The following is a 17,318-nucleotide window of genomic DNA, read 5'->3' as shown; positions in this document are numbered from 1 at the left end:
ACTTTGGTTACCGCCCGCGGAACCGAATGCCGATGTGAGGCGCCCCGCCCGCGGCCGACGCTGGAGCCGACCAGCCGACGACCGAGGGAGCACGCGATGGGGATGGGCCACGAGGGCATGACCAGGGGGAGGTTCCTCGCCGGCGCCGCGGCGGCGGGCGCCGCCACGGTGGCGGCCCCGCTGCTGACCGGCCCGGCGGCCGCGGCGGCGCCGCGCCCGGCCGGGGGAGAGGCACCGCCCCGCCGGGGCCTGACCTACCGGGGCGTGCTGTACGAGTGCACGGACGGCGAGACACCCCACACCGGGTGGGACAGCACCCGCATGCGCTCCGACGTGCGCACCATCCGGCGGTCGCTGCACGCCAACTCGCTCGTGGCCTACGGCACCGGCGTGGAGCGCCTGACCGCCACCGCGGCGGAGGCGGCCGAGCACGGCATGCACGTCTGGCTCCAGCCGCGCCTGGCGGACGTCCCCGAGCGCGAGATCCTCGACCACCTCGCCGAGACCGGCCGGCAGGCCGAGCGGCTGCGGCGGCAGGGCGCCCGGGTGTACCTGAGCGTGGGCTGCGAGTTCGTGCTGTTCGTCCCCGGCATCGCCCCGGGCGACAACGCGTACGAACGGGTCAGGAACATAATCGCGGGCAACTGGGACCCCGAGGAGGCGCAGCGCAAGCTCGACCGGCTCATCCCGCGGGCAGCCGCGACCGCCCGCAAGGTGTTCCACGGGCCGATCACCTACGGCGCCGCCTTCGGCGACACCGTCGACTGGACCCTGTTCGACATCGTCAGCGTGAACTACTACTCGTACTTCGCCGATCCCAGCGGCTACGCCCGCGAGCTCGCCCCCTACCGGAAGTGGGGCCGGCCCGTGGCCGTCACCGAGTGCGGCACCTGCACCTTCGACGGCGCTCCCGAAGCGGGCGGCATGGGCTGGGACGTCGTCGACTACACCAAGCCCAAGCCGGAGGTCCGCGGCGACCTCCGGCGCAGCGAACACACCCAGGCCCGGTACCTGACCCAGGTCCTGAACGTGTTCGAGGACCTGGAGCTGCACGCGGCGATGGTGTACGAGTTCGTCTCCCCGGACCAGCCGCACCGCGGCGAGCGGCGCTACGACCTCGACATGGCCGGCTACACCCTCACCAAGGCGATCTGGGGGACCGAGGACGACCCGACGGCACGGTGGCACTGGGAGCCCAAGGAGTCCTTCCACGCGGTGGCCCGGCACTTCGCCCGGGCGGCGGCCCGCTCCGGCCCCACCGGATGACGGCCGGGAGACGGCCGGGGGACGGCACGGGGAACCGGCGCCGCGCGGCGTACGTTGCGGTTCATGAGCGCGTGCGCGCGCGGCGGGACGGTCCCGCCGCGCCGACGACAGGATGAGGACGACGTGACCAGTGACAAGGCCCGGAAGCTGTTCGAGGCCCTCGACCTCGACGAGAACGGGACCCTGACCCGCGAGGAGGTGATCACCGCCCTGCGCGCCAAAGGCCCTTCCCTGGCGGCCTCCGGCGATCTGCCGTTCTGGGGCGTGGGGGACGCCGACGCCTCCTCGGCGCTGTTCGACGCCGCCGACCAGAACGGGGACGAGGTGCTGACGCTGGAGGAGTTCGCGGCCGTGGTGGACCGCCGCTTCGGCTGGCGCTGAGCCGCGCTCCCGGCTCCCACGGGGACGCGCGGGGGCTTCGACGGGACGCGCGGGGGCTTCCCGGGGACGCGCGGGGACCGTACGGCCTCCGCGCGTCACCTCCGTACGGCCCTCGGCGCGGGCCGAACGGCCCTACGGGGGCGCGGCGGTCCCGGCACACCATGAAGGGGGCGAGCGCTCCTCCCGTGCCGGGCGCTCACGCACTTCTGGAGGCATGCCATGCACCTCGCACCGCCGAGCACGCTGAGGGCCCTGTCCGCCGCCGACCAGGCACAGCTGAGGGACGTCGCCGAGGAGGTGTCGTTCCCGCAGGGGGCCCGGCTCTTCGAGGAGGGCGGGCACGCCGACCGGTTCTGGATCGTCCGCACCGGCACGGTCACCCTCGACCTGCGCGTGCCGGGCCGGCGCGCGGCCGTCATCGAGACCCTCGGCCACCAGCAACTCGTCGGCTGGTCCTGGCTCTACGCCCCGTACACCTGGCACCTGGGAGCCGAGGCCACGACGCCCGTACGGGCCCACCAGTTCGACGCCGCGGCCGTCCGCGCGCTGTGCCGGCGGGACCCCGCGTTCGGGCAGCACATCGCCGAGTGGGTGGGCGGCATCGTCGCCCACCGGCTGCACGCGGCCCGCACCCGCCTCCTCGACCTCTACGCCCCGTACGGCAGCGGAAGCACCTGGTGAGGACGGTCGGCCCGGGGCGGTGGCGGCCCCCGGGCCGTGACCGGCTACTCGAACCGCGCGGTGTCCCCGGCGCCCCGGCGCACGATCGTGGCCTCCCCGTCGGAGAAGTCGATGACGGTCGTGGGCTCGGTGCCGCAGTCACCGGAGTCGATGACGGCGTCCACCTGGTGGTCGAGGCGCTCCTTGATCTCCCAGCCCTGCGTCAGCGGCTCGTCCTCGTCGGGCAGCAGCAGCGTGCTGGAGAGCAGCGGCTCACCGAGCTCGGCCAGCAGCGCCTGCGTGACCGCGTGGTCGGGGATCCGCACACCGACCGTCTTCTTCTTGGGGTGCAGCAACTGGCGCGGCACCTCTTTGGTCGCGGGCAGGATGAACGTGTAACTGCCGGGCGTCGCGGCCTTGATGGCGCGGAACACGTCGTTGTCGAGCCGCACGAACTGCCCGAGCTGCCCGAAGCTCTGGCAGACGAGCGTGAAGTGGTGCCGGTCGTCGAGGTTGCGGATCGCCCGGATCCGCGCGATGCCGTCGCGGCTGCCGAGCTGGCAGCCCAGCGCGTAACAGGAGTCCGTCGGGTACGCGATCAGCGCGCCGGACCGGACGCCGGCGACGACGCTGCTGATGCTGCGCCGCTGGGGGTTGTCGGGGTGCACGTCGAAGTAAGTGGCCATCGCCGTCGAGTCTAGGCGATCAGGGCGCGAGTGCCGGGGCGCGGACGTGACCCGGGCGGTACGGCCGGTTGTGCGCGCGGCGCGTCGGCCCGGCGGCCCGAGGGCGCACCGGCCTCACCGGCCGGTGGCGCCGGCCCGTCGGCTGTCGACGGGGGACTGCGGTGCGGGGGCGCCCGCTGCGAGGATGGCCGGGTGAGAGCTGAGACCGCGTACCACGGTGACATGGGCGAGCACTTCGCCGCACAGGCCACGGACAGCGCCTACAACGCGCACACCGACCGCGCGGCCATGCTGCGCCTGGCCGGTGACGTACGAGGACGACGGGTGCTCGACCTCGGCTGCGGCGCGGGCCACTACGCCGCCGAGCTCCTGGCGCGGGGCGCCGAGCGGGTCGCCGGCGTCGAGGGGAGCGAGACCCTGCTGGCAGCCGCGCGGACGCGCCTCGCCGGCAGCGGGGGCGGCACCGCCCTGCACCACCACGACCTGGAGGAGCCCCTCTCCTTCCTGGACGACCACGCCTTCGACCTGGCCGTGCTCGCCCTCGTCTACCACCATGTCGAGGCACGCGGACAGCTGCTCGCCGAGGTCCGCCGCGTTCTGCGCCCGGGCGGCACGCTCCTGGTCTCCACCACGCACCCCACGAGCGACTGGACGTACTTCGGCGGCTCCTACTTCTCCGGCGACCGGGTCGAACTGCCCTTCGGGAGCGGTGTCCTCCGCTACCGGCGCATGACGCTGGAGACGTTCCTCGGGGAACTCCTGGGCGCCGGGTTCGTCCTGGAGGAACTGGTGGAGCCGAGAGCCACGGAGGAGGCCCGGCGGGTCGACCCACGAAGGTACGACAAGACCCACACGCAGCCGCTCTTCCTGGCGGTCAGGCTCCACCGCCCGTGAAGCACCGCCGCAGGTCGTACCAGGCGCTTCCGCGGTGGCGAGGCTGAAGAGGGGGACGGGACCCCCTGGGCGGGAGTGCGGCGTGGTGACACACGTGAGCGCAGTCGTGAGCGCAGTCGGTCAGGGGGTCGCCGGGCTGGCGCCGCTCCGTGTTTCGTGTCGAGCCAGCAGGCCGGAGGCGGTCACTGCCGTCGTGCGGCGCAGCAGGGCGGTGAAGTCCGGGCGCATGGCGGCCAGTTCGGGGTCGGAGGCGTAGGCCGCCAGCATCGCTTCGGAGGGGCGGCTGCACGGCCAGGCCGTCATGGCCATCAGCAGGGTCGTCTCCACCAGGCCGGCGGCGCCTTCGGTGCCGAGTTCCGGAAGGTGGCGCAGCGCGAGCCGGGTCAGGCTCTGCAGGGACTGCCGGGCTGCGTGCTTGTGGCGGATGGCGGCCTCGGTGGAGATGTTGTGCTCCAGGACCGCGCCCTGCGCGCTGAGCAGATCGCACAGCACCGGGCGCCGGGCCATCGAGGCGGCCAGGATGTCGGCCAGCCGGTCCCCGCGTTCGCGTGCGGTTCCGTCACCGGGCGGATGTGCGCGCTCCAGTTCGGTGACCCACTCCTGGACCTCGGCGTCGAGCAGGTCGAGCAGGACGGCTTCGCGGGACTCGAAGTAGCGCAGCACGTTCGCCTTGGCCAAGCCGACGCGGCGGCTGAGTTCGTTCAGGCTCAGCTTCGCGACCGGCATCTCGGTCAGCATCGTGGCCGCGGTGTCCAGGATCTGGCGCCGTCGCTGGCTGCGCTGCTCATCGGTACGGGCACGTTGGAAGGTCACCCCGCCATGTTACAAACCGCCGGTACGTTGTTTACGTACCGGCGGTCCGCTATCGTCGAGTGGGTAAGATACCGGCAGTACGTAATGGGGTTTCGCCATGTACCAGGTTCCTGACCAGCACGGAAAGCTCGCCGTGGTGACCGGCGCGAACAGCGGCACCGGCAAGGAGGCCGCCAAGCGGCTGGCCGGGGCGGGGGCCCACGTCGTGCTCGCGGTGCGTACGCCGGCCAAGGGCGAGCAGGCACGCGACGAGATCCTCGCCGCGCTCCCCGGCGCCCGGGTGGAGGTCCGCCGTCTGGACATGGCCGACCTGTCCTCGGTCCGCGCCTTCGCCGCCGGCCTGGTCTCCGACGGCAGGCCACTGGATCTGCTCCTGAACAACGCCGGCGTAATGAACGTGCCCCGCCGCACGGAGACCGCGGACGGCTTCGAGCTGCAGATGGGCAGCAACTTCCTCGGCCCGTTCGCCCTCACCGTCCGGCTCCTGCCGCTCCTGCTGGCCGCCCCGGCCCCGCGGGTCGCCACGATGAGCAGCGGCACGGCCAACCGGGCGCGTATCGACTTCGACGACCTGCAGTCTGCCCGCCGCTACAGCCCCACCAGGGCCTATGCCCAGTCCAAGCTCGCCGACCTGCTGATGACGGTCCACCTGGCCGAGCTCGCCGCGCGGCACGCCTGGCCCCTGCTGTCGGCCGGCGCGCACCCCGGCTACACCCGCACCAACCTGATGACCTCCGGACCGACCCTGGACGGCGGACGGCCCGGACTGCTGGAGTCGCTGCTGTACAGGATCGTTCCGTCCCAGGCGCCGGAACAGGGCGCGGAGCCCCTGCTGTACGCGGCTACCAGCCCTGACGCCACCGCCGGTGGCTACTACGGGCCGCGCTGGTCCATGGTCGGCCCGACCAAGGCCGTCCCCCTGCCCCGCAGCGCCCGGGACAAGAGCGTCGCGGCACGCCTGTGGACCGAGGCCGAACGCCTCACGGGGGTCTCCGTCCAGCCCTGACGACGCTGGCCAGTCCAGGCGGCGGGTCAGGGGGCGTCCGGCGCTGTTCGCTCTCCCGGAGGCGACCGCCGGTCGGCCAGGACGTGTCGTCGGCCGGTCCGGGGCGGCAGGTCTGCCCGTCGGCGTACGTCGTCGGCGGCCACGCTCGGGTCAGCGCGGCACGCGGCGCGCCGCGTTCGCCTGCCACTCCCGGCCGATCGACCGCATCAGGGCCGGGTACACACCCAGGTAGCGGAAGGGTTTGATGCCGAGCATGTACAGGGAGCCCAGGCGGCCGTTGGGCTTCACCAGTACGGCCATCTGGCCGCGGTAGCCGCCGTTGCCGTCGGGGACCCAGCCTATGTGCATCACCCCGTGCATGGTCTTGTTGGCGCACTCGGCAGCCCACTCGTCGTGCGTCTGGAAGACCGAGGTGAAGGGCGCCGACGTGAGGTCGGGCCCCCGCGGCCCGTCGCGCAGATCGTCGGGCAGCCGGTCCCGCAGCGTCGCCACCCGGCCGCCGACACCCGAGTCCGGCTTGTCCCAGCCGAGCAGCGCGCCGAGCTTCCAGCGCACCGCGAAGAGGAAGCGTCCCACGGGGCTGCCCCCGTCGGGGCCGCCCTGGCCGTCCGCCATCTGCTGGACCAAGTGGTGCAGGTCGTCCGGGCCGCCTGGCGTCGGCAGCGCCCACACGTCCTCAAGCCGGAAGTCGCCGGCGATCTCATGGATCCGCCAGGGGCGGGACGTGTGGTCGGCCGGGGGGAGACGCAGATCGCTCATGACGGACTCCTGCCTATACGGTGGCGTATAGAGCAAGCATAGACCCCCGTATACGGCACCGTATACGGGGGTGAGGGCATGTGAGGAGAGACACGGCATGGGCGTGATCCGGACGCCTCGGAGCAAGTGGATCGAGGAGGGGCTGCGGGCGCTCGCCGCAGGCGGACCTGAGGCGGTCCGGGTCGAGGTCCTGGCCCAGGCGCTCGGCGTCAGCAAGGGCGGCTTCTACGGCTACTTCCGCAACCGCGCCGCCCTGCTGGAGGAGATGCTCGACACCTGGGAGCACGGGGTCACCGAGGACGTCATCGAGCGGATCGAACACGAGGGGGGCGACGCCCGCGAGCGGCTCGGGCGGCTCTTCGACTTCGTAGGGTCGAGCAACACGCCCGTGACCAGCGCCGGGGTCGAACTCGCGGTCCGTGACTGGGCGCGGCGCGATGAAGGCGTCGCGCGCCGCCTCCGCCGGGCCGACAACCGGCGCATGGACTACCTGCGCGAGCTCTACAGTGCTTTCTGCTCCGACGAGGGCGATGTCGAGGCCCGCTGCCTGATCACCTTCTCGCTGCGCATCGGTGACCACCTCATCGCGGCCGACAACGGCCCGCGCAGCCGCACGGACGTCCTGACCGCGGTCAGGAACAGGCTGCTGGCCTAGGTTCTTCCTCGCGGTACGCCGGCTCCGGTGGGATGCGGGGCCGCGTCATCTGCCCGCCGGCGATCAGTTGCTGCGGTCGGACCAGCCGGCCGGGAGCTCGTCGGGAGCGACGGAGATGACGGAATCGTCGTCGGCGCCCACGTACTCGAAGAGGGTGATCCTCGCGAACTCGGGGACGACGTAGATCGGGTACGTAGGCCCCTGGTCGCGGTAGCGGCGCATGGTGTCCAGGTGGTCGTTCTGGAAGCAGACGGTGCGTTCACCGTGCTCCTCGACCCAGTGCGGGAAGAAGATCACGCCGTGCAGGCGCCGCTTGCGAGGCATGACGTTGACCGCGACGGAGGTGCCGGTGGGCTCGTTCCAGGACACCTTGAAGTGGTCGTCGTCCAACTGGACGAGGTCGACCCGCTGGTCCTTGACCCAGCGGCCGCCGACCATTCCGGAGTGGATCCGGTAGTCGATCGTGTGGTCGTTCTTCACGTACATCTCGTACTGCCAGCCGTTGGCGTAGGTGTAGACGAAGCGGTGGCCGACGATCCCGGACAGGTCCTGTGGTGGGACGGGCCGCTCGACGGTGGTCTGGAAGGCTCCGTTGCCGGCGGTGGCGGCGTCGTTCGTCATGAGTGACCTCCTTGGCGGTGCTTGTCGGCGTTGGCGCGTCCGACCACTTCAGTTTGGCACAAAACTATTTTGCGACAAAATCATCTGTACGGGAGAATCAGCCCATGGACACTGCCACCGAGTTCGGCCGCCTCATCGGCCCGCTGCGCCGGGCGATACTGCGTACACGGCGCACCGTCGGCCTCCCCGACCTTCCCGAGGCCCAGATCGAACTACTCCGGGCACTCGCCGAAGCCGGACCGCTGTCACCTCGCCAGGCAGCCGACCGACTGCGTCTGGCCCCCTCCACGGTCAGCAACCTCCTGCGCACCATGACCGCCGCCGGTCTGGTCGAGCGGGAACCCTCCACGACCGACCTGCGCACCGTCCGCCTCACCGCGTCGGCCACCGCACTGGAGATGCTCCACGCCTACGACCGCACCAGCACGGCCGCCCTGCACCGCGCCCTGGCCGATCTCACCCCGAGCAGCCGCGAAGCGATCGAACGCGCCCTCCCCGCCCTCGCCGAGCTGCTCACCGTCCTCGAAACCGACTAGTGCTCCTGGTGTCGGACCTCCGGGGCCGTCAGCCTGACCGGGGCGTGACCGTCCGCCGCGAGGCAACCCTCATCGCTCTGCGGCGACTGGCAGGCAAAGGTGCAGGTGAGCATCGCGCCGAGGTGAGGGGCCTCGCTCCGTCACAGGTGCGTCGTGCGCTGCCTGGGGCGGAGGGCAGTCCCCTAACGGGTGAATCGGATGGATGCCGGGGGCATGGCTTCGGGGTCCTTGCTGTCCTGTCCTTGGGCCCCGCGTCAGGTTGACGCGGGCAGCCGGCCGTTCCCTTCGATGTGGGAGGACATTGTGCGACGCACCGTCACCGGCTCGACCTCCACCGCCAGTACAGCAGGGCACCGGCCTGGACCATCCGGCAGAGGGCCCGGCAGGGCCCGGCAGGGCCCTGCGGAGGCCGATCGCGGCGTTGCTCGCGGCCCTGGCACTCGTCGCTGCGGCGCTGCTGGGCCTGGCCACCCCGGCAGCCGCCGCCGACTGCCCCACCGGGAACCTGTGTCTGTTCACCGGAACCGACTTCACCGGCTCCCAGTACAACCTCTACCGGTGCGACACCTACGCCCTGTCGAATTGGGAGGGACACGGCTCCTGGATCAACAACCAGAGTGCGGGGACACGCGCCCAGTTCCTGGACCAGAACAAGAACGTCATCCACACCACGCCCGGCGCCTACTCCGCCAGCTCCAGCTACGACTGGACGCCCGTCTGGTACGTGCGTAGCTGCTGAGGCGTGTTGTGCGTGCTTGCCGCGTTTTTCGCGTGACCCAGGGGGCGTTGCCGGTCCTGGTCCGGTGCCCCGCCTCCGCTGCTTCTCCTGCTCCTCCCGCTTCTCCCTGGTGGAGACTCGACGCGATTCCGTAGGCACCCGCGTGGGCCCATGCCCGCACCCCCGCAACGGACATGGGCCCACGCCCCCCCCTCGACAGTGGCCGCACCGGAACCCGTCGGGACGAGGCAGGCGTACCGACCGGCTCCGCGTCCAGTCTCCGTTTCGCGTGGTGCGATCCGCGACGTGATTCGGTCTGGACCGAACAACGGCATACCCGGAGAATCGGCAACAACCGTGCTGTCGTTGCCGACGGGGAGATCGTGGACTACCGCATCCACTTCACGTTGGAGGACCTGGCGCGCACCCGGTTGGCTCAGGCGCCGCCGGCCTTGATGGAACTCGCCGCCGCGGTACGGACGTTGCAGACCTCCACCCACTCCGTCCGTTTCGGCGCCTGGCGCCGAAGTGCCGCACGCGGGCTGCGCCCCGACGCCCGCATGGTCCTGGACCTGGTCCCGCCCCGCGGCTGGGCCCCCACCTTCCTGTCACCCGCCGGCCTCGAAGGGCCGCAGGAAGCGCTGGAGAACGTCCGCGCCACGCCTCGGTCCCGGATACGGCGGGATCTGGCTCACGTCGCCACATGGCAGCCACTTCCGCCGTGGGCGCACGCGTTGGCCGACGACCGCGACCTGCTGCGCCAGCTGTGCGACAGCCTGGACCACCTCTTCGCCGTGCTGCTGTCTCCGCACTGGCAACAGATCACGAGTGCGACCGCGGCCGACCGCGGGGCACGTACGCGCCAGGTGGCCGACGGCGGCATGGAGCACCTGCTCTCCATGCTGCACCCGCGGCGCATCCGCTGGAACCCGCCCGTGCTGGAGCTCGCGATGCTGTCAGGGTTCGACGGCGACCTGCACCTGGAGGGGCGCGGCCTGCTGCTGGCCCCGTCGGCCTTCGCCCTGGAAGCGCCCAGCATCGACATCGACGCACAGCCGCAACCCGTACTGAGGTACCCCCTCGGCGGCAGCTCCGCCACCCCTCTGCTACCGCCTTCCGCGCCGGGCCCGTCCACGGACCGGCCCGCTCTGGCGGCACTCGTCGGCCGCACCCGGGCGGCGGCGCTCGAAGCCATCGCCGAGCATCCGGGCTGCTCCACCAAAGAACTCGCCACACTGATCCGTGCCGCGAGCCCCAGCGCCAGCGAACACGCCACAGCTCTCCGCGAAGCCGGACTGGTGCGCACCACGCGCCATCGCAACACCGCGCTGCACAGCCCGACCGCCCTCGGCCTCTCCCTCCTCCACGCACCACACCCCACACCCGGCCCATGACCCGGCCACGGACTCACTGGCCCCAGCAGACCGCGACGACCCCCGCGGCGACGAGGAGCGGACAACGGTGACCTTCCACATTCACCTCACGGCCGAGGATGTGGCGCGTACGCGCGTGGCGAGTGCGCCCGCCGCGCTCCTGGAACTCGACCTGGCCCTGCGCCTGCTGCGCCGCGACAGCCAGCCCGTACGTTTCGGGGCCTGGCGGCGGGAGGTCCTCGCCCGGCTGCCGCCGCGAGCACAGATGGTGCTGGACCTGGTCTCGGTCATGAGCCGGTCGCCCACGTGCCTGCTGCCTGCCGTGCCGGGTGAACCGCAGGAACTGCTGGAGCGCAAGCACGCACCATCCAGCCGCCTCCTGGCGCAGGAGCTGGCCGCCGTCGCCGAGCGCCGCGGCAGGCGGCTGCCGGCGTGGGCGTCGCGAGTCAGCCAGGACCCCGAGCTGCTCCGGCTCCTCTACCGGACGGTCAGCGAGATGTACGAGTATGTGCTGGCGCCGTACTGGCCGCACGTGCACGAACTCCTCACGGCTGACCGGGCACTGCGGACGCGCGCCTTCGCCGAGGGCGGGATCGAACGACTGCTGACCGGCCTCTGCCCACGCCACATCACATGGAACCCTCCAGTGCTGTCCCTCACCGTGGCAGGCGGACACAGCGGCGAGCTGCGTATGGAGGGTCGTGGCCTGCTGCTGGTGCCGACCATGTTCGGAGCCGAGGCCCCGGTCGTCGACCCCTACGCCGAACCGCAGCCCGTGGTCACGTATCCCGCGTCGTGCGGCGAGACGCGCAGCGCCCCGGCCGCCGCGGTGACCTGGCAAAGCCGTCCGGCCGCCCCCAAGGCCCTCGAAGGCCTCCTCGGCCGCACCCGCGCCGCGGTCCTGTACGCGATCGCCGAACGCCCCGGCACCACCACCCGCGAACTCGCCGCTCGCCTGAACATCGCGCCGGCCAGCGCCAGCGAGCACGCCACCGTATTGCGCCAAGCCGGACTGACCACGTCGACCCGACGCCGCAACGCCATGCTGCACGCACCCACCACCGCAGGCATGACCCTGCTCAACGCACCCGCCCGGACGCGCCCTCCAACCTGACCACCCCACTGCATGGACACGCGCCACGGCCGCCCCACACCCTGATGCCCTGGTGGACGCCCGCCTCCCCACACCACGGGCACGGACGCGTGCGGCGCCGCGGGCGCCGGGGGAGCGGTGGGACCGGGCGGCGCTCGGCTGTGAAGCCGGTGCACCGGACCACCGCACCAGCTCGATGGACATCCGAGCCGGGAAGACGTTCATTGGGATGTGGTCGGCGGAGCCGTCCGGTGTTTGTGTGGTCGGCCGGGAGGGGAGCGGCAGGTGGTGGAGGGGCAGGTACCGGCTGTGTGGCGGCCGGGTGAGGTGATCCTCGGTCTGTACGAGGTCCGGGATGTGATCCGCAGCGGGGGCATGGGACTTGTCTACCGGGTGCTGCACCGCGGGTGGAACGTGGAACTCGCGGTGAAGGTGCCCCGGCCCGAACTGGTGGCCACCGAGAGGGGGTTACGTGATTTCGAGGCCGAGGCCGCCACGTGGGTCGGGTTGGGGGAGCACCCGCATACGGCGAACTGTGTGTACGTGCGCAGGCTGGGGGGCGTGCCCAGGGTGTTCGCCGAATGGCTGGACGGGGGCAGCCTCGCTCAGGCCATCAGGGAAGGGCACCTCTACGCGGGTAGTCGCCGGGAACGGCTGCGCCGGATCCTCGATATCGCCGTCCAGTCCGCGTGGGGGCTGCAACACGCCCACCGGCACGGCCTCGTGCACCAGGACGTCAAGCCCGCCAACGTGCTCCTCGATCGCGAGGGCACGGCGAAAGTGACGGACTTCGGACTGGCCAGGGCCCGTGCCGTGGCCGGGGAGAGCACGGCAGTCCCGCCGGGCGCGAGCGTGCTGGCCGGGTTCGGCGGGATGACCCCGGCGTACTGCTCGCCGGAGCAGGCGGAAGCGGCCGTATGGACGGCGGACTCCGGGCGGCCGAGAACCCGGCTCACGCGGGCGACCGACACCTGGTCATGGGCGCTGACCGTGCTGGAGATGTTCATGGGGCGCCCACCGTGCCGGTACGGGCAGACCGCCGCGGAGGTGTTCGCCGCCTACGTCGCCGACCGGCGGGGCGCCCTGCCGGACGGTCTTGTCGCACTGCTGCGACGCTGCTTCGCCTGGGATCCGGCCGACAGACCCCGGGACATGGGCGAGCTGGCCGCGGAGACGGCAGCCGTCTACGGCGAGGCGTGCGGGGAGCCGTACCCGCGCCCCGAGCCCCGGACGGCGGGGCGCCTCGCCGACGAACTGTGCAACCAGGCCCTGTCGATGCTGGACCTCGGACGGACCGAGGAAGCGGAGGAGCTGTGGCGGCGGGCCGCCGAAGCCGATCCCCACCACCCCCATACGGTGTTCAACCGAGGCCTGCACCTGTGGCGTGCCGCACGGATCACCGATGCCCAGCTGGTCGCCGAACTCGAGCGGGTCCGCGCGGCGCACTCCGAGGACGGCACGGGCGAGTATCTGCTGGGCCTGGTGCATCTGGAGCGCGGCGACGCCGAAGCCGCCCGGCAGGCGCTGCGGGCCGCCACCGGCCGCGGCCCCGCCGGGGCGGACATCGCCGCGGCGCTCGACCAGGCCGACCGCCTCCCTCGCGTCGCCCCGCCCCGGGCCCTGACCGGACACACCAGCGAGGTCAACGCGGTGGCCCTGAGCCAGGACGGCCGGACCGGCGTGTCCGCATCCTCGGACGGCACGATCCGCGTCTGGGCCCTCGCCGACGGCCGCAGCGTGCGGACCGTGAAGGTGACGGACGCCCAGTACGGCATCCTGTTCCTGGGTATCGACGCAGCAGGCCGCCGAGCCGTCACCGGCGACTACAGCAGCCCGGCGCAGATCTGGGAGCTGCGCACCGGCCGGCTCCGCCACACCCTCGTCCACGCCGAAGACGGCCTCGACGAGGCCCGTGGCGTCGCGATGGGCGCGGACGGACGGCTCGTACTGACGGAACACGACACCGGGATCATCCGCGTCTGGGACGCCGGGACCGGCCGGTACCTGCGGGCGCTGGTCGAGGGGCCGGAGGACGCCGGGATCCGCAGGGCGGTCCTCAGCGCGGACGGGCGTGTCGCGGTCGTACTCGACCACCGAGGACGCCCGTCACGGGTGTGGGAGCCGCGTACCGGCCGGCTGCTGGGCACCGTGGAGGGAGACTCCTCCCGTGCCGCACTCAGCTCCGACGGCCGGACCCTCGTCACCAAGGAGGCGTGGACCGGCCAGGCCGAGGGCACGGTGCGCGTCTGGGACCTCGCGGCGGGCACCAGCCGCGCCATCACCCGCCCCGGCGCACCCGCGGACATCCTGGCGGTGAGCGCCGACGGCCGGCACGCGCTCTTCGCCCAGTTCCACACCATCGAACTCTGGGAAACCGCCACCGGGCGGTGCCTGCAGACCTGGAGGGAGCAGGGCGACCCCCTCTCGATGGCTTTCGGTGATGATGGCCGCACCGTCCTGACAGGTGACCGGAACGGCACCGTCACCGTGCGGGAATGGGCCGGGGCGGGGCCGGCCGCCGCCTGGAGCTACCCGCGCCCGCGCCCGGTCACCCACCGGCTCCAGGAGAGCGGCGTCGTGCGCGCCGCCCTGGACCGGACGACCACGCTGATCGCCCAGGGCCGCTTCGACGCCGCGGCCCAGGAGATCCGCCGGGCGCGGGCCGTGCCCGGATACCAGCGGCACCGTCCGCTGCTGGACCGCTGGCACGAGGTGGCGCGAACCGGACAGCGCACCACTCTCACCGGGGCATGGCTCGATGCCACCCCGCCCATCGCGGGTCAGGAGCCACGCCTGGTGGGCCACCAGACCCCGATCCTGCTCAACCGCAGCAAGGACTGCCATGACGTCCAGGTGTGGGACCTGAAGAAGGGCAGTCTGCGCCACCTCCTCCAGGGCCACAGCGGATATGTCGGCGCTCTCGTGCTCAGCGAGGACGACCGGATCGCACTGTCGACGGGCAACCGGGACGGCACCGCGCGGGTCTGGGACGTGGAGCGGGGACGGTGCCTGCACGTGCTGCGCAGCGAGGCCGAGCGGTTTCACGCGTCGGCGGTGAGCGCCGACGGCCGGACCGGGCTCACCTCGGACGGCGCGGTCGTCCGCGTGTGGGACCTCGTGACCGGCGCGTGCCGGCGCAGGCTCTCGTCGGCCACACCGATACGGTTATCGACGTGGCCATGAGCACCGACGGGCGCATCGCCTTTTCCTGGGCGCAGCCGGGAGTGCGGCGGATCTGGGACGTGCGATCCGGGAGATGCCTCCAGGAGCTGACAAGCCGGGACGACTCACTGATCTCCTGGAGCATCATCGGAAACCTGCTGCTGTCGACCCATGGGGACGGCAGGGTGGAGGTGTGGGACGCACCGGCGGGGACGCGCCGCCATGTGCTCGCGGGCCACGAACGCCACCCCGCTGCCGTGGTCGCCTCGGTGAAAGTGAGCGCTTCCGTGGACGGCGCGAGAGCCGCTTCCGTCGACAACCTCGGGACGCTGCGCATCTGGGACCTTGTCTCGGGCCGGTGCCGGCATGCCGTCAGGAAAGCCGTGCGCCCTCCGGTCCATGAGGTCCTGGTCAGCGGTGACGGCCACTTCGCCGTCACCGGCGGAGGGGACGGTCCGGTACGGGTGTGGGACCTTGGCACCGGCGCCTGCCTGCGCAGCCTGGAAAACCACGAGGGAGAGATCATGTGGCTGGGGATCGGCGACAACGGCCACCTCGTGGTCTCGACCGACCACTGGGGCGTCACCTGCGTCTGGGAACTGGACTGGGAGTACCGGTTTCCGGAAGGGACGCCCCCTCAAGAACCGCTCAGCGATGGAGAATCCCCCAAGGGCTTGGAGCCTGAAGGCGATACGGCATGAGCGAGGACTGGGCGGCCGGGACGGACCGGGCGGCCGTCATCCTGTCCGTGCGGGAAGGCCCGTCCGTGGGACGGACGTTCTCCTTCACCGAACGCACGACCTGTGTGCTCGGCAGAGCCTCCGACTGCTGGCCGAGGCTGCCGGACGACGACCGGCGTGTCTCACGGCACCATTGCCTCTTCGACATCAACCCGCCCGACGTACGCGTGCGGGACTTCGGGAGCCTGAACGGCACCTTCGTCAACGGCGAGGAGATCGGCAGACGCCGGCCGGACCAGACGCCGCAGCAGGCAGCGCGCACGGCGTTCCCGGAACGTGACCTCACCCACGGCGACGAGGTGCGCCTCGGCCGGACGCTGCTGCGGGTGGAGACCGTCACCGGCGCCACCACGCTGAAGCCGACCCGGGTGTACTGCGCCCACTGCGGGCGCGACGCACCGGAGAACGCCGACCGCGGGCGACCGGGCGACATCATCTGCGGCGCCTGCCGGAAGGACCCCCGGGCCCTCGTGCGGGGCCTGCTGTCCCAGGCGGCGAGCATGAGCCGCTACGAGGTGGTGCGCGAGCTCGGCAGGGGCGGGCAGGGCGTTGTCCATCTCGCCCGGCACCTGGACACCGGCGAGCTCGTGGCGCTGAAGGTCCTGCTGGCCGAGGTGGCGGTCGGTCACCGTGCCAGGAACGCCTTCCTGCGGGAGATCGAGACCCTCCGCGGCCTGCGGCATCCCCGCATCGTGGGCTACCACGACAGTGGCGCGCAGGGCGCCACGTTCTACCTGGCCTGCGAGTTCTGCGCGTACGGCACCCTGTCGGAACTGCTCACCGCGCGGGGCGGCACGCTGCCACCGGCAGAAGCCGTCGCGATCGCGGCCCAGGTGCTCGACGGCCTCGACCACGCCCACACCCGCCATGGCCTGGTGCACCGGGACATCAAGCCGTCGAACATCCTCTTCACGGCACTCGGCGCGTCCGGTGCGCCCGCGGCGGTCAAGATCGGAGACTTCGGCCTGGCCAAGGCGTTCGACCAGGCCGGTCTTTCGGGGCTCACCCGCACCGGCACCGTGGCGGGCACGGTGGCCTACATGCCCCGCACGCAGGTCGTGGACTACAAGTACGCCAAGCCGGAGGTCGACGTCTGGGCCACGGCGGCGACCCTGTACCGCATGCTGACCGGGACCACGCCGCGTACCTTCCCGCCGCATGTGGACCCCGTCATGGTGCTGCTCCGGGACGCGGCTGTGCCGATAAGAGACCGCGACCCGGCGATCCCGCGCCGCCTCGCCGACGTGATCGACGAGGCGCTGATCGACAGCCCGCGCATCGCGACCACGACCGCGGAGTCCTTCCGGCAGGCGCTGGAAGCAGCCATCTGAACCACATGCCCTCGTGTACAGCGCGGGGTTCGGGCTGGAGGGATCAGCCCTCCAGCCAGTCCACGCTGCCTACGCCGGTGCCGCCGAAGCAGCGCGCGCTCGACACGTTGGACTCGCCCGGCTTCAGGGTGCGCCAGGCGCCGAAGGCGTCCGGCCACGCGCCGCAGACCACCACGGCACGGAAGGCCCGCACCACGTTGGTGTTGTTCTTGCAGTGCGCGTGCCCCGTCCAGCCGTCCGTGTCCGTGCTGCACGTGAGGATCTTGGCGGCCGCGCGTGCCTCGGGAGCCGCCGCCGCGCCGGGGGCGAGGGCGGCGGCCGGAAGCGTCGCGGCGGCCACCACGGTCGCCAGTTTGACGGCGAGACGGGCGGAGCGGTGTGCCGGGGTCTTGTTCTTGTTCTGGTTCATGGTTGACGGCTCCTTCGCGGATGTGGGGGAGGGGCGGTAGCCCGCCTCCTGCACCACTGATGCTTCCGCTCCGCCCTGTCGCATCGGTCACGCGCTGGTCACTCGACACCCGGCCAGGGACGCCGGCGCCTTCCCGGTGGCCTGCGAGAAGGACACCCTGCCCGCGCACGCATTGACCCGGGACGCGCTCCGCGCTTTCATCGCGTGAGCCCTCC

Annotated in this window: 18 protein-coding genes; 13 read left to right on the top strand and 5 right to left on the bottom strand. The window is 72.1% G+C overall.

Annotated elements, in window-relative coordinates:
• Positions 1–102: 102 nt before the first annotated feature.
• From QK440_RS16255 to QK440_RS16245, 3 genes are all read left to right on the top strand, one after another.
• On the top strand, positions 103–1,266 hold the full coding sequence (locus QK440_RS16255) for an abortive phage infection protein (RefSeq protein WP_282793828.1): 1,164 nt from the start codon (positions 103–105) through the stop codon (positions 1,264–1,266).
• 123 nt (positions 1,267–1,389) lie between these two features.
• Positions 1,390–1,647 (top strand): EF-hand domain-containing protein, encoded by a 258-nt coding sequence (locus QK440_RS16250; RefSeq protein WP_190138361.1) that lies wholly within the window; start codon positions 1,390–1,392, stop codon positions 1,645–1,647.
• 219 nt (positions 1,648–1,866) lie between these two features.
• Complete coding sequence (locus tag QK440_RS16245; RefSeq protein ID WP_282793808.1) at positions 1,867–2,328, top strand: cyclic nucleotide-binding domain-containing protein; 462 nt, start codon at positions 1,867–1,869, stop codon at positions 2,326–2,328.
• Positions 2,329–2,372: 44 nt separating this feature from the next.
• Here the strand turns inward: QK440_RS16245 and QK440_RS16240 are convergent, their stop codons facing one another.
• Positions 2,373–2,993, bottom strand: coding sequence for an L-threonylcarbamoyladenylate synthase (locus QK440_RS16240; protein ID WP_282793807.1), 621 nt, complete (start codon positions 2,991–2,993; stop codon positions 2,373–2,375).
• 192 nt (positions 2,994–3,185) lie between these two features.
• Here QK440_RS16240 and QK440_RS16235 point away from each other — a divergent pair, with 192 nt between their 5' ends.
• Positions 3,186–3,887: a methyltransferase domain-containing protein gene (locus tag QK440_RS16235; protein WP_282793806.1), complete on the top strand. Its 702-nt coding sequence runs from the start codon at positions 3,186–3,188 to the stop codon at positions 3,885–3,887.
• Positions 3,888–4,007: 120 nt separating this feature from the next.
• Here the strand turns inward: QK440_RS16235 and QK440_RS16230 are convergent, their stop codons facing one another.
• Positions 4,008–4,700, bottom strand: coding sequence for a TetR family transcriptional regulator (locus QK440_RS16230; RefSeq protein ID WP_282793805.1), 693 nt, complete (start codon positions 4,698–4,700; stop codon positions 4,008–4,010).
• Positions 4,701–4,797: 97 nt separating this feature from the next.
• Between QK440_RS16230 and QK440_RS16225 the strand changes: the two genes are divergently transcribed.
• Complete coding sequence (locus QK440_RS16225) at positions 4,798–5,706, top strand: SDR family oxidoreductase (RefSeq protein ID WP_282793804.1); 909 nt, start codon at positions 4,798–4,800, stop codon at positions 5,704–5,706.
• Positions 5,707–5,856: 150 nt separating this feature from the next.
• Here the strand turns inward: QK440_RS16225 and QK440_RS16220 are convergent, their stop codons facing one another.
• Positions 5,857–6,465, bottom strand: coding sequence for a DUF2867 domain-containing protein (locus QK440_RS16220; protein ID WP_282793803.1), 609 nt, complete (start codon positions 6,463–6,465; stop codon positions 5,857–5,859).
• 97 nt (positions 6,466–6,562) lie between these two features.
• On the opposite strand from QK440_RS16220, the gene QK440_RS16215 reads away from it, so the two are divergent.
• Complete coding sequence (locus QK440_RS16215) at positions 6,563–7,120, top strand: TetR/AcrR family transcriptional regulator (protein WP_282793802.1); 558 nt, start codon at positions 6,563–6,565, stop codon at positions 7,118–7,120.
• 63 nt (positions 7,121–7,183) lie between these two features.
• Here QK440_RS16215 and QK440_RS16210 read toward each other — a convergent pair whose 3' ends face one another.
• Entirely contained in the window at positions 7,184–7,741 is a 558-nt protein-coding gene (locus tag QK440_RS16210) for a phenolic acid decarboxylase (protein WP_282793801.1), read from the bottom strand.
• A gap of 104 nt (positions 7,742–7,845) precedes the next feature.
• On the opposite strand from QK440_RS16210, the gene QK440_RS16205 reads away from it, so the two are divergent.
• From QK440_RS16205 to QK440_RS16175, 7 genes are all read left to right on the top strand, one after another.
• Positions 7,846–8,277, top strand: coding sequence for a MarR family transcriptional regulator (locus tag QK440_RS16205; protein WP_282793800.1), 432 nt, complete (start codon positions 7,846–7,848; stop codon positions 8,275–8,277).
• 421 nt (positions 8,278–8,698) lie between these two features.
• Positions 8,699–9,016: a peptidase inhibitor family I36 protein gene (locus QK440_RS16200; protein ID WP_282793799.1), complete on the top strand. Its 318-nt coding sequence runs from the start codon at positions 8,699–8,701 to the stop codon at positions 9,014–9,016.
• Positions 9,017–9,378: 362 nt separating this feature from the next.
• Complete coding sequence (locus QK440_RS16195) at positions 9,379–10,389, top strand: winged helix-turn-helix domain-containing protein (RefSeq protein WP_282793798.1); 1,011 nt, start codon at positions 9,379–9,381, stop codon at positions 10,387–10,389.
• Positions 10,390–10,456: 67 nt separating this feature from the next.
• The gene (locus QK440_RS16190; protein WP_282793797.1) at positions 10,457–11,482 is read left to right on the top strand and encodes a DUF5937 family protein; all 1,026 of its coding nucleotides are present in this window, start codon (positions 10,457–10,459) and stop codon (positions 11,480–11,482) included.
• A gap of 264 nt (positions 11,483–11,746) precedes the next feature.
• A complete protein-coding gene (locus QK440_RS16185) occupies positions 11,747–14,644 on the top strand; it encodes a protein kinase (RefSeq protein WP_282793796.1) in 2,898 nt (965 codons plus the stop codon).
• Complete coding sequence (locus tag QK440_RS16180; protein WP_282793795.1) at positions 14,635–15,324, top strand: hypothetical protein; 690 nt, start codon at positions 14,635–14,637, stop codon at positions 15,322–15,324. The genes QK440_RS16185 and QK440_RS16180 overlap by 10 nt, the downstream gene beginning before the upstream one ends.
• Complete coding sequence (locus QK440_RS16175) at positions 15,321–16,694, top strand: protein kinase (protein WP_282793794.1); 1,374 nt, start codon at positions 15,321–15,323, stop codon at positions 16,692–16,694. Before QK440_RS16180 ends, QK440_RS16175 begins: the two co-directional genes overlap by 4 nt.
• 43 nt (positions 16,695–16,737) lie before the next feature.
• On the opposite strand, the gene QK440_RS16170 is transcribed toward QK440_RS16175, so the two are convergent.
• A complete protein-coding gene (locus tag QK440_RS16170; protein ID WP_282793793.1) occupies positions 16,738–17,103 on the bottom strand; it encodes a hypothetical protein in 366 nt (121 codons plus the stop codon).
• Positions 17,104–17,318 lie beyond the last annotated feature (215 nt).

The organism is Streptomyces sp. CC224B (genome assembly GCF_030010595.1).
In the GTDB taxonomy this organism is placed as follows: Bacteria; Actinomycetota; Actinomycetes; order Streptomycetales; family Streptomycetaceae; genus Streptomyces; species Streptomyces longispororuber.
This window is presented reverse-complemented; position numbering and strand designations above follow the sequence as displayed.